Source organism: Croceivirga sp. JEA036, from assembly GCF_011882165.1.
GTDB lineage: Bacteria > Bacteroidota > Bacteroidia > Flavobacteriales > Flavobacteriaceae > Croceivirga.
Genome location: NZ_JAATON010000001.1, coordinates 185,678 through 200,246 on the forward strand (window position 1 = coordinate 185,678; position 14,569 = coordinate 200,246).

8 protein-coding genes are annotated in these 14,569 nt (G+C 41.0%); 7 read left to right on the forward strand and 1 reads right to left on the reverse strand.

The window, feature by feature from the left end; translation table 11 throughout:
• Positions 1–11: 11 nt before the first annotated feature.
• On the reverse strand, positions 12–1,364 hold the full coding sequence (locus HCO57_RS00720; protein ID WP_136950743.1) for a TrkH family potassium uptake protein: 1,353 nt from the start codon (positions 1,362–1,364) through the stop codon (positions 12–14).
• Positions 1,365–1,639: 275 nt separating this feature from the next.
• Between HCO57_RS00720 and HCO57_RS00725 the strand changes: the two genes are divergently transcribed.
• From HCO57_RS00725 to HCO57_RS00755, 7 genes are read left to right on the forward strand one after another with little or no spacing between them, the layout of a single operon-like run.
• On the forward strand, positions 1,640–4,921 hold the full coding sequence (locus tag HCO57_RS00725) for a glycosyl hydrolase (RefSeq protein WP_167987401.1): 3,282 nt from the start codon (positions 1,640–1,642) through the stop codon (positions 4,919–4,921).
• A gap of 38 nt (positions 4,922–4,959) precedes the next feature.
• Positions 4,960–7,776 carry an alpha-L-rhamnosidase gene (locus tag HCO57_RS00730; RefSeq protein WP_167988091.1) on the forward strand — a complete coding sequence of 939 codons (2,817 nt, stop codon included), beginning with the start codon at positions 4,960–4,962 and terminating at the stop codon, positions 7,774–7,776.
• Complete coding sequence (locus HCO57_RS00735) at positions 7,773–8,540, forward strand: hypothetical protein (protein ID WP_167987402.1); 768 nt, start codon at positions 7,773–7,775, stop codon at positions 8,538–8,540. The genes HCO57_RS00730 and HCO57_RS00735 overlap by 4 nt, the downstream gene beginning before the upstream one ends.
• Before the next feature lie 54 nt (positions 8,541–8,594).
• Positions 8,595–10,859: a glycoside hydrolase family 3 N-terminal domain-containing protein gene (locus tag HCO57_RS00740; protein ID WP_167987403.1), complete on the forward strand. Its 2,265-nt coding sequence runs from the start codon at positions 8,595–8,597 to the stop codon at positions 10,857–10,859.
• Positions 10,860–10,885: 26 nt separating this feature from the next.
• Entirely contained in the window at positions 10,886–12,001 is a 1,116-nt protein-coding gene (locus tag HCO57_RS00745) for a glycoside hydrolase family 105 protein (protein ID WP_209065916.1), read from the forward strand.
• Positions 12,001–13,209 (forward strand): alginate lyase family protein, encoded by a 1,209-nt coding sequence (locus tag HCO57_RS00750; protein ID WP_167987404.1) that lies wholly within the window; start codon positions 12,001–12,003, stop codon positions 13,207–13,209. The genes HCO57_RS00745 and HCO57_RS00750 overlap by 1 nt, the downstream gene beginning before the upstream one ends.
• Positions 13,210–13,236: 27 nt before the next feature.
• Positions 13,237–14,550 (forward strand): Gfo/Idh/MocA family protein, encoded by a 1,314-nt coding sequence (locus HCO57_RS00755; protein ID WP_167987405.1) that lies wholly within the window; start codon positions 13,237–13,239, stop codon positions 14,548–14,550.
• Positions 14,551–14,569: the final 19 nt, after the last annotated feature.

Sequence of the window (14,569 nt, forward strand, 5' to 3'; positions counted from 1 at the left end):
AAAGAACTTAACTATACAGCAATATCATCCTCAAGAATGTGCTCCTCCTCATTATTTTTAGACTTCATCCAAATGGCCAAACCAAAAGTGAGTACACCAAGTCTACCAATAAACATAAGCGCTATGATGGTAACTTTACCGATGTTTGTTAAGTCTCCAGTTACTCCAGTACTTAATCCAACAGTTCCTAGAGCAGAGGCTACTTCAAAAATAATATCTTCTAAAGCAAAAGATTCGGAAAATGTCAATATAAAGGTTCCTAGAAAGACTAAAATAGTATAAAATATAAAAGAAGATGTAGCTATGTAAAGTCGTTCAAATGGAATTACTCTGCCCAAAAAAGTAATTTTTGCACTGCCTCTTAATCTACTTTTAATGATTGCTAATACGGCAGTTAACGTGGTTATCTTCATACCTCCTGCGGTACCGGAAGGAGACGCGCCGATATACATTAAAAAAACCGTGACTACTAACATAGAGAGATTAAATGTGCCAAAATCCACGGTATTAAAACCCACAGTAGTCATTGCGGTCATAGCTTGAAAAAAAGCTGCGTAACCTTTAGAGGAACCTTCTAGAATTTGAATACTAGGTTCACAAAAGTAAAAGAACACATATCCTAAACCTAAAAGAACTATGAAACCGTAGATAATAATTTTGGTAGTAAAACTTAACTTATGTTCTTTCTTTCTTAATAACAAAGTAAAATCTGTAACTACGATAAAGCCTAAAGACCCGGCAATGGCTAAAAACGCAATAATAAAATTTACAAGACCATTATCCACATAAGCTGTAAATCCACTATTAAATAAACTAAAACCAGCAGTACAAAATGCACTTATGCTATGAAAAATAGCATTCCACAAAGCTGTCCCTGTTTCCATACCTTCGATTTTAAAAGCGATAAAGAAAAGAATGGCACCTACTAATTCCATAATAGCGGTGAATAGTATTACGGATTTTAAAAAATCATTGATTTTTATAGTAATAGGTAAAGTAAATTCTGTTTTTAATAATCTCTGGTGCCAATGGGTAATTTTTCTTGTCGTGGATAAAAGCATAAATGTGGTAAATGTTAAATAGCCAATACCACCAAGTTGAAATAGAATCATAACCACAAATTGCCCAAATAGGTTATAAGTATCAAAAACACTTACCGTAACCAAACCTGTAGTTGAAACTGCTGATGTAGCGATAAACAAGTGGTCTATAAATGGAGCGCTTTCTTTTTGTAACCACGGTAATGAAAGTAATAACGTTCCAGCAACCACATAGGTAAGAAAGCCATAAAATAGATTTTGTTGCGGTGTCTTGCTTAATTTAAATCTTCTATATCTGTTATATATACTTTTTAAAAAATCCATAGGTCTAAAACGTTCATCTATACAAAAGTAGATAGTTTAAGTAATGAAACTAGACTCAAAATAGTTATTCTAAAAAAAATATAGAATGATATACTGTAAAATTCAGATAATCAATTTTTTAATGCTAAAACTAAAGCACCTTGCCAAACAGTACAGGATACAATTTAATACACCTTAAATTACATTAGTTCACTTTCAGTTGTTTTATGAAAAACCCTGTTTTTGGTATAAGTTGTTTATTTTTTTTTCTTTTAATCTCTTGTGTTGGAGACAACATGTCTAATCAAGACTTAGAATTAGCATTTAAAAACCCACCAAAAGAAGCACAACCCAGAACGTGGATGCATGCAATGAGTGGCAATATGTCCAAAGCTGGTATCACTAAAGATTTAGAAGCTATGGCCGAAGTGGGTATCGGTGGCTTTTTACTTTTTAATGTTACCCAGGGTATTCCCAACGGACCTATTATTTACAACTCCGATGAACATCACGAAATGATAGCCCATGCTGCAAAGGAAGCAGAACGATTGGGGTTAAGCTTTGGTGTTCATAATTGTGATGGTTGGTCCTCCAGTGGTGGGCCGTGGGTAACGCCAGAAGAATCGATGAAAATGGTGGTTTGGAGTGAATCACTGGTTTCAGGGGGTGAAGTGACGATACAATTACCGGTTCCAACAAAAAGGGAAAATTTTTACAAGGATATTGCAGTGCTGGCTTACCCAAGTTTAGAAGGTGAATTGGATGATGCCAAAAACCGCCCTACTGTAAAAGCTTCAGATAAAACGACAGATATTCAATTGATTACCGATGGCAAGGTAGATGCCGAATCCAAACTAAACAAACTAAAGAATACCAATCCTTGGTTGCAGTTCAATTATAACCAAGACAAAACCATACGCTCCGTAAAAGCAGTTTTCAATGACAGACGAGCAACGGCGATACTGCAGACCAGTGAAGATGGCATTACCTTCAAGAACGAACGCGAACTGTTCAAAGTCCGTACCGGTAAAGGCGAATGGGCCATCAACGACCATTTCGAAGGCATTACCTCAAAGATTTTTCGCTTGCAGTTCAATCAAACTACCACGCTTAAGGAGGTAGAATTGACAAGTACCTATTACCTCAATAATCCGCTGGGGAGAACCTCCATCGCTAGAACGGAAGACCATGCTTTAGCACCTATTGGTAATCCTACCCAAAATATGATTATTGCCAAGGAAGGCATAAAAGATTTGAGTGAATTTATGAATGCTGATGGAGTTTTAAAAACAGAACTTCCAGAAGGTGACTGGACTATTCTTCGTTTTGGATATACTTCCACAGGGGCATTCAACAATCCGGCCTCGGATGAAGGTCGTGGACTGGAAGTGGATAAGTTGAGTCGACCCGCTTTTAAAAAACACTATGATGCTTTTGTGGGCCAAGTCGTTCAAAACACAAAAGAAATAGCCCCAAATGCATTACAGTATGCCGAAATTGACAGCTATGAGATGGGCGGGCAGAACTGGACGGAAGGAATCGACAGTATTTTTCAAAGCGAAAAAGGGTATGACCTTATTAAAATGTTACCCTTGGTGACAGGACGTTTTGTGCAAAGTGCAGAAGCTTCGGAAGCCGTGCTTTATGACTATAGGGACGTCATTACCAATTTAATGACCAAAAACTACTTTCAACATTTCACCGAACTCTGCAATGCCGATGGTATTCAGAGTTATATTGAACCTTATGGTTTTGGACCTTTAAATGATTTGGATGTGGGCGGAGTCACCGATATTCCGATGGGGGAATTTTGGATGAGTAGACCTATTACCCAAACAGCTTCAGCGGTTTCATCAGCACATATTTATGGCAAGCCCGTCATATCGGCGGAATCGTTCACCTCTACACCGCAAATCAATTGGAAAGGACACCCGGCCATGGCAAAAACATCAGGAGACTTGGCGTGGACATACGGTATCAATGAGTTTATGTTTCACCGTTTTGCGCATCAAGCCAATATTCATGCAGAACCGGGCATGACCATGAACCGTTGGGGATTTCATTTTGACCGAACCCAAACTTGGTGGAAAAATGCAGGGGCCGCTTGGTTTGATTATATTGCCAGAGGCTCTCATTTGCTACGCCAAGGGGTTCCTGTTGCAGACCTGTTGGTTTATATTGGTGAGGGTACTCCAAACTCTTCTTATTATCGGAACGATTTTAAACCTGCTATTCCTAAGCAGTTAAATTTTGATAATGTCAATACTGATGTGTTATTGAACCGTTTACGGATTGAAGGGAATAAACTAAAACTTCCAGAGGGCACAAATTACAGGATATTAGTTCTAAAAAACACCGAAACACTCTCCCTAAAAACCGCAAAGCGACTCTTAGAAATTGCAAAAGCGGGTATAACCATTGTGGGTCAAAAACCAATGCAATTATCCGGTTACCATCCATCGAAGGAAGCATTGGTCGAATTTAAAAATGTGCTAGGGGAGCTCTTACCCTTAATAGGCGAAACCAACGATTGGAAAAAAGTGATGGAACGTGCCCAACTGACACCTGATATGGATATTTTAGATGGGGATGCAGTGGACTATGCACATCGAAAAACGGTCAATGAGGATATCTACTTCTTTTTTAATGCGGATAGCATCGCCAAAACGTTTCAAACTTCTTTTCGGGTGGATCATAAAATTCCTGAATTATGGAACCCGATGACGGGTGAGATTACCAAACTGGCCCAATTCAAAAGCTACAACGAAAGTACGATTACCAACATTTCCTTAGAAGTTGGCGAATCGGTTTTTGTGGTATTTCGAGAAGCATCAAAAAATACAGTGGCAATCGAAAGTCCTACCGATAATCTCTCCTTTTCTTTGTCAGAAGAAAATAGTCCAGTAGCTACCACTGCAACTGCCGGAAGGTACAAAGTTGCTTTATCCACGGGGAAGGCATGGAATTTTTCGGTAACCGATATTCCTAAGGCTCTGGATATTTCAGACCAATGGAAAGTAACCTTTCTAAAAAAACATGGTTATGATGGTACTGTTGACTTTGACTCCTTGGTAGATTGGAGCAAACATCCATTGGATTCCATTAACTATTATAGTGGTACGGCTAGCTACCAAAAGCAATTTGAGCTCTCTAAAGAACAAGTTGCCAATAACATGAATATTTCATTGGATTTGGGCACAGTTTATATCGTTGCTGAGGTTCTAATCAATGGTGAAAAAGTAGCCGTATCATGGATGCCTCCTTTTACATTGAACATTACTGAATTTGTCAAAGAAGAGGTGAATACCATTGAACTTCTGGTGACAAATCAGTGGAGCAATCGATTGATTGGTGACGAACGTTATCCTGCCAATGATGGTGGGTATCAATTGGGACCACATCGTGCAACAGATTTGACCATGCCTGAATGGTACACCAATAATGAACCACGGCCCAAAGGAGAACGAACCACATTTACCACCGCACCTTTTTACAAAAAAGATGACCCCTTAATGCCTTCGGGAGTATTGGGTCCGGTGACTATAAACTTTTCAAAAACCATCTCATACAACCAATGATTGATACAACGAAAAATAGACTTGTTTTTGTCCTTAAAATGCTTCTGACCTTTTTGGTTATGATGGTGTTGGCTGGCTGTGAAAGCAAAGAAGAAACCAATGCTCTTTCTTTTGTAAAAGTTACCACAGACCATAAGGAAAATCCGTTGGCCATCGAAAACAAAAAACCACAATTCTCATGGGTGGTCAATGTCGATGGGTTCAATCGCTCGCAAACGGCCTATCATATTTTGGTGGCCACGTCTGAGGAACTATTGAATGAAAGCGAAGCGGACAGCTGGAATTCTAATAAAGTAGAAAGTACATCGTCCACCTTTGTGGATTATCAGGGCTCCGCCTTACAACCCACGCAAACCTATTATTGGAAAGTCAAGATTTGGGATGAGAATGGTAGACCTTCCGATTGGTCTGAAGTACAACAGTTTACCATGGGCTTAATGGACGAGAGCCAATGGGGCAATGCCAAATGGATCACATTGAATAAAGATACCAGAACATCTCAGTATCGATTCCGCGATTACAAAACCGGTAAAATGGATAAGTCAACTCCCGTAGCAGGGTTTGCGGCAAGTTATTTTAGAAAGGAAGTGGACCTACAGAAAGATGTAGAAAATGCAGAAGCCTATATCTGCGGTTTGGGATATTATGAACTATACCTAAATGGAGAGAAAGTAGGAGACCACGTGTTGGACCCCGCACCCTCGAATTACGACAAACAAGCATACTACGTAAAATATGATATTACTGACGAGGTCAAGTCAGGTGAAAATGCATTTGGCATTATCATGGGGAACGGTTTTTACGGGCAAAACATTTCTTGGAAAAACGACCCAGAATCTGAACGCGATTTGGCCTATGGCCCGCCAACGGTAAAGCTTATGATTAAGGTTACCTATGCCGATGGTTCCAAAGAAAATATTGTTACCGATGCAAGTTGGAAAGAATCCACTGGACCCATTGTATTCAACAATATTTATGGGGGTGACACCTATGATGCCCGATACGAAATCAATGGATGGAACACGGTAGGTTATGACGATGCCTCATGGGGACGACCCAAAGAGGTCACTCCAGTAGTGGGCAAATTGAGCGCACAGCAAATTTCACCAATTAAAAAATTACAAGAATTTGAGCCTCAAAAAGTATTTAAGGGAGCTGATGGCGAATGGATAGTTGATTTTGGCCAAAATATTGCCGGATGGGTAAAACTGAACGTTTCTGAAAAAGAGGGTCAATTGATAGAAGTAACAACCACCGAAGCTTTGCTTACCGATGGCAGCGATATTTTTCAAGGTTCAACAGGAGGTGGTGCTAATGGCATGCCTCAAATATATAAGTATGTCTGTAAGGGCAATGACAAGGAATCATGGGAACCCAAATTTAGTTACCATGGCTTTCGATATGCCAAAGTCAAAGGAGTTTCTAAGCAACCCGATGCAGAAATGATTAAAGCTGTTTTAGTAGCAACGGATGTTGAAGAAACAGGAAGTTTTAATTCTTCTGAAGAACTGTTCAACAAAATGCATAGCATCAGCAAATGGACCATTCAAGATAATCTGCATGGTATACCCGAGGATTGTCCGCATCGCGAAAAATGCGGTTGGTTGGGGGATGCCCACGCCTTTGCCGAGTACGCGCTTTACAATTACGACATGTATGATTTCTATAAAAAATACATGGAGGATATTCGAACGCAGATGCGCCCCACAGCAGGAACAAATGATCCTGATATTATGTTTCAGGTACCTACCATGATTGCACCGGGCAAGCGCACATCCACATACGCCAAAATAGATTGGGGTGTGGCCACCATGTATTTGCCATGGTACAATTATGTTTACTACGGAGATGATGCTATCATCATGGAATACTACAATGAAATGAAGAACCTCACCGATTTTTATTTGAACTTCAAGGGTGAAAATGGCATCATGCAAGATGGTATGGGCGATTGGTGTCCCCCCTTATGGGATAGAAGATTAAATCCAAGTGCCATGGAAACCGACCCCATCATATCGGCCAATGCCTATTTCTACGATGTTTTGGGAATTATGGAAAAGTTTGCTGAAATGAATGGGGATAGTGAATATGCAGCTCAAATGCAACTTGAAAAAGAGGCCTTAAAAAAAGCCTTTAATGCTGAATATTTGAAACCCATTACAGGAACCGAACATAAATGGTACCTCAGTCAGACCGCAACGGTACAAGCATTGCAATTTGGGATGGTTCCAGAGGATGAATTAGAAAAGGTTGTGAATGGTTTGGCACATGATATTGTTGTTGTCAAAGGTGGGCATCATTCAACCGGTATTCACGGGAATCGCTATATCTACACAGTTCTGGCTGCTAACGGAAAAGCCGATTTGGCGCATGAAATATTGACTACGCCTGATTTTCCCAGTCAGACCTACGTCATGAATTCAGGCTTTACTACTTGGCCAGAGCGTCAGTTTGTTTGGGAAGAAATGGAAGGTCCAACCAACTCTTTGAATCATCCGATGCATTCTGGTTTTGCTGCCTATTTCTATGAATCTTTAGGCGGTATTAAGTCCTCAAAAAACAATCCAGGCTATAAAGAGTTTACGGTAACCCCGCAATTTCCTACTCAAATTGAACATATAGATGTTTCCGTTCCTACGCCTTATGGCACTATTAAAAATAAGTGGGTAAATGAGAATGGCAACGTAACCATGGAATTGGAAGTGCCTTTTAATACAACGGCTCTATTTCCTTTTAAAGACATTAATAAAAACAGTATTCAGATTAACAACACCTCTTGGAAAGATTATCAAGATGAATCATTGGATAAGGTGAAATTGGGCTCTGGTAAGTATACCATAACATTTAAATTATGAAGAAATATCAGTGGGGTAAACTAGTATTGTTAAGCATGGCCATTTGCTGTTTCGAGGCCTGTAGCTCAGATAATACGGCAGAAGAACCTATGCAAGAAATGATGGAGGAAGAAAGTGCTGAAGAAGCGGCAGAAGAGTCCGATGATGACGAATCCTTACCAGACAGAATAATTTATTTAGAACGTGATGGTATTATAAGTGTGGAATTTGAAACCGTGGAAGGAGAAATCGAATGGGAACGTGGTTCAACCTTGGAAGGATTTGATGGGGAAGGCTATTTGGTGTGGAACAATCCTGATAGTTTTCAAATGCCGGGTAATGGGATGTTGACTTATAAACTTAATATAAGTACTCCAGGCACCTATCGCTTTATTTGGAGGTCAAGAATTACTGAAGGAGAAACACAGTCCGAGGCCAATGATTCTTGGTTGCGATTCAATGACGCGGCTGATTTTTTCGGAGAGTGTGATGGACGTATCGTGTATCCCAGAGGAACGGGAAAAACCCCAAATCCTGAAGGAAGCAGTGCCGATGGCTGGTTTAAGGTGTATATGAATCGAGTAGGGGAATGGTTTTGGCGTTCCAATACAAGCGACAATGACCCCCACGATATTTTTGTCACTTTTGATGAACCGGGTGTTTACACCATGGAAGTTTCTGGCCGTTCGAAATTTCACGGTTTGGACCGATTTGTGCTGTATGTTGAAGGTAAAACCTTTGAAGAGGCCGAAAGCGCGGAGCGCAGTGAAATTGTAAGACCCTAAAAATTTGAATAAAGACTGAATTTAAGGCACAGCGTTAAAATAAATCAAACATATATGAAACCATTGAAATACCAAGTTTTAATTATTCTTTCCCTTGTAACTTTTGGCTTAACTGCACAAAAGGGCAAAATGCCCTACAAAGACGCTTCCCTTTCTATAGAAGAACGGGTAAATGATTTGCTGCCCAGAATGTCTTTGGAGGAAAAAGTGGCACAAATGCGGATTTTCCACGCCAATATAGGGGTGGAATCTGATGAAAAAGGAAAATTAAAACTATCCGATAGGGTCATTGAAAAATTGAAACTGGGTATTGCGGGCATTAAAAATCCTGGGGAGCATATTTCTCCATTAGCCGCGGCAAAACTCAATAATGAATTGCAGAAGTACATTATGGAGAGTAATCGTTGGGGTATACCAGCACTCTTTGTCACGGAATCCTACAACGGAGTGGATGCCGCAGGTTGTACCAAATTTGGTCGCCCCATAAATTCAGCAGCTACATTTAATCCTGAACTGGTGAACCGCATTTGGGATGTGGTGGGTAGGGAAGCGCGTTTACGCGGTATGCATATGTGCCACTCACCAGAGGCGGATTTGGTTCGTGACCCACGCTTTGGCCGCATGTCGGAAGCGTTTGGTGAAGACACCTATTTGACGACCCAGATGGTGCTCAATGCTATTAAAGGTGTTCAGGGTGATTACGAAGGTTTGGGTAACGGAACCCACATTGGTGCCGTAGCCAAACATTTTGCTGGCTACGGACAAGTATTGGGTGGTTCTAACTTTGCAGCCATCGAGATTTCGCCGAGAACCTTGATTGATGAAATTTACCCACCTTTCGAGGCTGCCGTAAAAGAAGCAAAAACGTTAGGCATTATGGCATCTCATGGCGATATAAATGGGATAGCAAGTCATGGCAATCCAGAACTGTTAACGGGCGTATTAAGAGACCAATGGGGTTTTGATGGCTATGTGGTTTCCGACTCAAACGACATTGCACGACTGTATTATTTTATGAAGGTTGCTGAAAGTCCTGAAGCCGCTGCTCTCATGGGATTGGTAGCCGGTATTGATATCGATTTATATGCCGAAGATTCTTATGCCTATCTACCGGAAATGGTCAAAAAAGACCCCACCATTGAAAAGATGATAGACCGCTCCGTGAGACGGGTGCTTCGTACCAAAATGAGATTGGGCCTTTTTGATAATCCTTATGTGGATATCAAAAAAACTAAAAAAGAGGTACGGTCAGCCACCTCATTGGCTTTGGCAGAAGAAGCCGATTTGGAATCCATCATCCTATTAAAAAACGAAGCCAATACCCTTCCGCTAGCAAAAAGTAAAAAGAAAATAGCGCTTTTAGGGCCGTTATTAAATCAAGAAACCCAAGAAGCGTTTCAAGCTATTGCCGGAGAAGATATCACTTTTGTGGCCGATAAAGGTTTTGAACTCACGGACGGAAACAAAGGCGTTCCGGTTGTGTTGCCTACAGATGAAAAGGCCTTAGAGCAATTGACAAATCTGGCAAAAGACGCCGATGTTTCCATATTGTTTTTGGGTGGTGATGAATTTACCGCCAAGGAAGCCTATTTCAATAATGCCTTGGGCGACCGTGCTACTATAGAACCTGTTGGACCACAAGACGAATTGGTCCAGCGTATTAAGGCATTGGGCAAACCAGTAATCATCGTTTTAAAACACCGTAGAACCTTGGCTATAAATATAATGGCTGAGAAAGCTGATGCTATTTTAGATGCATGGGATTTAAGCGAAATGGGCGATACCGCGATAGCCAAAGTACTCTTTGGAGAAGTTTCTCCATCAGGGAAACTACCTGTCACCGTGCCACGTTCTATTGGGCAATTTCCGTTTCATTACAGCATGAAGGAAATCAATTATAAAAAAGGCTATCTTTTCTTGGAAGACGGCCCGTTGTACCCCTTCGGATATGGTTTGAGCTATGGTGATTTTACCTATGATAACCTACAGCTTTCAGCTGCAACGATTACGCCAACATCGGAAATTACGGTAAACGTGAAAGTAACTAACTCTGGAAATATGAAGGCCAAAGAAGTGGTACAATTGTATCTAAAAGATGAAATAGGCTCTGTTACCCGACCTGACAAAGAATTGAAGGGATTTGAGAAAATAGAACTCAATCCCGGTGAGACCAAAACTGTAACCTTCACCATAACTCCAAAAATGTTGGAGTTTACGGGTTTAACAATGGAAAAAATTCTTGAACCGGGTGATTATACGGTACAAGTTGGCACTTCTTCTAAAGAAGGATTGACCGCAAGATTTAGATTAGAAAAATAGATGAACAAACAAGTAAAACGATACAAATGAGACGAACACCAAATACAATATACAAAAGTGTCTTCCTGTTTTTGCTATGCTTAGGCGTACAGGCACAAATGACCTTAGATAAAGAAAAAATTGAACACGCAATGGTGCGTGCTATGGAGTGGCAAGAGGCCCATCCTATTTTTGCCCTAGCACCAACCGATTGGACCAACGGTGCCTATTACGTTGGTGTATCAAAGGCTCATGAATCTACTAGGAACCCTATATTTTTGGCTGCGCTTAAAACTCAGGGGTATCGAAATGAATGGAAACCGCTTTACCGAACATATCATGCGGATGATGTGGCGATTTCCTATTCTTACCTCTATGCCAACTCTACAAGGCAGAATCTGGTGGATCTAGGTCCAACTAAGGAATTTTTGGACATTCATTTGTACGAACCTAATAAATGGAGAGACGGCTCGGATAAAATGGAATTCAAAAAAATACTATGGTGGTGGTGTGATGCGCTTTTTATGGCGCCACCGGTACTTACTCTTTATGCCAAACAAACGGGAGAAGAAAAATATTTGGATGCGATGCACAAATATTACATGGAAACTTATAACCTATTGTTTGATAAAGAGGAACACCTCTTTGCCAGAGATACCCGTTATCAATGGGGCGTCAATGATAAAGATTTAAAAGAACCCAATGGTAAAAAAATATTCTGGGCACGTGGAAACGGATGGGTTTTGGGCGGTCTAGCATTGGTATTGACCGATTTGCCCAAAGACTACGAACATCGTGATTTCTACATCAACCTTTACAAAGAAATGGCCGCTAAAATTAAAGACCTACAACATGAAGACGGTCTTTGGAGAACAAGTTTGCTTTCCCCTGAATCATGGGACCATGGTGAAGTCAGTGCTAGCGGCTTCTATACCTTTGCTTTGGCTTGGGGGGTAAACAATGGTATACTTGACAAAGCTACTTATGGTCCAGCAGTTAAAAAAGCCTGGAACGCCTTAGTAGCCTGCCAGCATGAAAATGGTATGGTAGGCTGGGTGCAAGATATTGGGGCGGACCCGCAACCAGCAACGGCAGATAGCTGGCAAAATTATGGTACGGGTGCCTTTTTATTGGCAGGTAGTGAGCTGTTAAAAATGGATTAGTGAATAGGGGGAAATCTGCATATTTTTTAGTCACTTTCCTTTGTCTACTCACTTTTGTTGAGGGCTATTCACAATTGACCAATTTGGACTATGAAAAGTTGGTTGAGGTCAAAAAAGCCATTCAAAATGAAGATGCCAATTACCTGCCCGCCTACCTAAAATTGATAAATGAAGCGGACAAGGCCTTGGATGAAGGCCCATTTTCTGTAATGCAAAAAAAGCAAGTAGCGGCCAGTGGCGATAAGCACGATTACCTTAGTTTAGCGCCCTACTGGTGGCCTGACCCCGAGAAAAAAAATGGCCTACCATGGATACGAAAGGATGGTTTGGTCAATCCGATGACCCGCGGTAATAATGTGGACGACCCAGCAAAAGACCGCTTTATTGCTAATGCGCAGGTATTGTCTTTGGCCTATTTTTTTTCAAGCGAAAAGAAATATGCAAAAAAGGTACAACAACTTTTAAAGGTTTGGTTTTTGGATGAAGCAACCCGTATGAATCCAAATCTTGAGCACGCCCAAGGCATCCCCGGAAAAAACACCGGACGGGGTTTCGGAATCATTGAATTTTCAGGTATTGCGCATGTCATTACCGCCATTGAAATCTTGGAACTAAAAAATGCGCTGCCTGATAAAATGCGTTTAGGACTTCAAGGGTGGCTTAACGACTATTTAGTCTGGTTGCAGAATAGCGAGTTTGGTAAATTTGCAAAAACAAGGACGAATAACCACGCCTCCTTGTATGACGTACAAGTGGTTTCAATTTTGCGTTTTCTTAAAAAGGATGAAGCGGCAAAAGCGCTCTTAAACACTGTCTTTGAGCAACGTATAAAACATCAAATTGAACCAGATGGCAGTCAACCCCACGAACTAAAACGTACCAAAGCACTTAGTTACAGTATTTTAAACCTCTCCGCTTTGGTGAAATTAGCGTATCATGGAAAAAAAATGGGAGTAGACTTGTGGGGTACGACCTCCGAAGATGGCGACCTACAAAAGGCATATGATTTTTTATTCCCCTATTTGGATGATACAACGATATGGCCGCATGAACAATTGGGAAGTATGGAAAAAGCAATAGAAAGATTACGTAGAATGTTTGTAAATTCAGGAAGTATGATGGGTATTTCAGACTACTGTGATGTGTTGGCTCAGCTTAAAAATGTGGAGGACATCCAACAACTTATATATCCTTGTATGGCAGAATGATAACTAGATGAAACGAAGCGGAAACTTATGAAAGAAGTCAAAGAAGAAACGGTACAAACAAATAAAAGTATTTCCAGACGGAACTTTATAAGAAATACGGCCATGGCCACTGGATTAATTACTATAGTTCCAAGGCATGTTTTGGGTAGAGGTTTTACCGCGCCCAACGACAAAATAAACCTAGGCTACATTGGTTTGGGAAAACAGGGTGGTATTTTGGCGAACAAGTTCTTGACCCATACCGAAGCACAAATTGTAGCGGGTGCCGAGGTTTGGAGCTCCAAACAACGCTGGTTTAAGCGGTTGGTAGAAGGCTATTATGCAGAAAAACGAAATTTATCAGCCTACAACGGTATAACTACCTATCTAGACTATACCGAGCTTTTAGAGCGCAAAGATATTGATGCTGTAGTTATTGCTACGCCCGACCATTGGCATGCCAAACAGGCCATAGATAGTATGAAAGCGGGTAAAGATGTGTACTGTGAAAAACCCATGACCAATACCATAGATGATGGAAGAAAGTTCGTGGAGGCCAAAGAAAAATATGCAAGAATTGTACAAATAGGTAGCATGCAACGTTCTTGGGAAAAATTTAAAAAGGCCCAAGAACTAGTAAGCTCAGGAAAGCTAGGTGAAATAAAGAAGGTGTTGGTTAATGTAGGTGACCCTTACCGCAGTTACGACCTGCCATTTCAAGAAACACCTCTTGGTATAGATTGGAACCTTTGGTGTGGCCCCGCTCCTTTGTTAAGCTATCATGAGAGCATTGCACCAGAGGTAGTAAAAACCTATCCTGCATGGCGCGATTTCAAAGAAATAGGTGGCGGCCGTATTGCCGATTGGGGTACCCATATGTTTGATATTGCGCAATGGTGTTTGGGAATGGACAAAACAGGTCCAGTTTCCTTTATTCCACCAAAAGACCCAAAAGCCACAAGGGGACTACGCATGTTTTATGAAAATGGTATTGAAATGGTGCATGAAGATTTTGGTCGCGGTTGGGCGGTGCGTTTTATAGGTGCTGAAGGCGAATTGGACGTGAGTCGCAGTTTTATAGAAACCAGACCTGAGAAAATTCTAATGTCCAATGGAGGTGACCCTAAAACCATGTTCCAAGACCAAGGCAATCATTATCAGAATTGGCTAGACGCTATTCGTACGCGTGAAGAACCTATCTGCAGTGCAGAAACCGGGCATCGTTCTGCAACTATCTGCAATGCGGCTAATATCGCTTACGAGTTGGGTCGGCCTTTGACATGGAATCCCGAAAAAGAAAAATTCATAGGGGATGCTAAGGCCAATAGAATGCGGAAACGCAAAAAACGAAACTATGCGTAATCACAACGAAAACATCATA

Excerpts from the sequence above, each read along its gene's own strand:
- HCO57_RS00720 (WP_136950743.1), bottom strand. The coding sequence starts at position 1,364 with ATGGATTTTTTAAAAAGTATATATAACAGATATAGAAGATTTAAATTA.
- HCO57_RS00725 (WP_167987401.1), top strand. The coding sequence starts at position 1,640 with ATGTCTAATCAAGACTTAGAATTAGCATTTAAAAACCCACCAAAAGAA.
- HCO57_RS00730 (WP_167988091.1), top strand. The coding sequence starts at position 4,960 with ATGCTTCTGACCTTTTTGGTTATGATGGTGTTGGCTGGCTGTGAAAGC.
- HCO57_RS00735 (WP_167987402.1), top strand. The coding sequence starts at position 7,773 with ATGAAGAAATATCAGTGGGGTAAACTAGTATTGTTAAGCATGGCCATT.
- HCO57_RS00740 (WP_167987403.1), top strand. The coding sequence starts at position 8,595 with ATGAAACCATTGAAATACCAAGTTTTAATTATTCTTTCCCTTGTAACT.
- HCO57_RS00745 (WP_209065916.1), top strand. The coding sequence starts at position 10,886 with ATGAGACGAACACCAAATACAATATACAAAAGTGTCTTCCTGTTTTTG.
- HCO57_RS00755 (WP_167987405.1), top strand. The coding sequence starts at position 13,237 with ATGAAAGAAGTCAAAGAAGAAACGGTACAAACAAATAAAAGTATTTCC.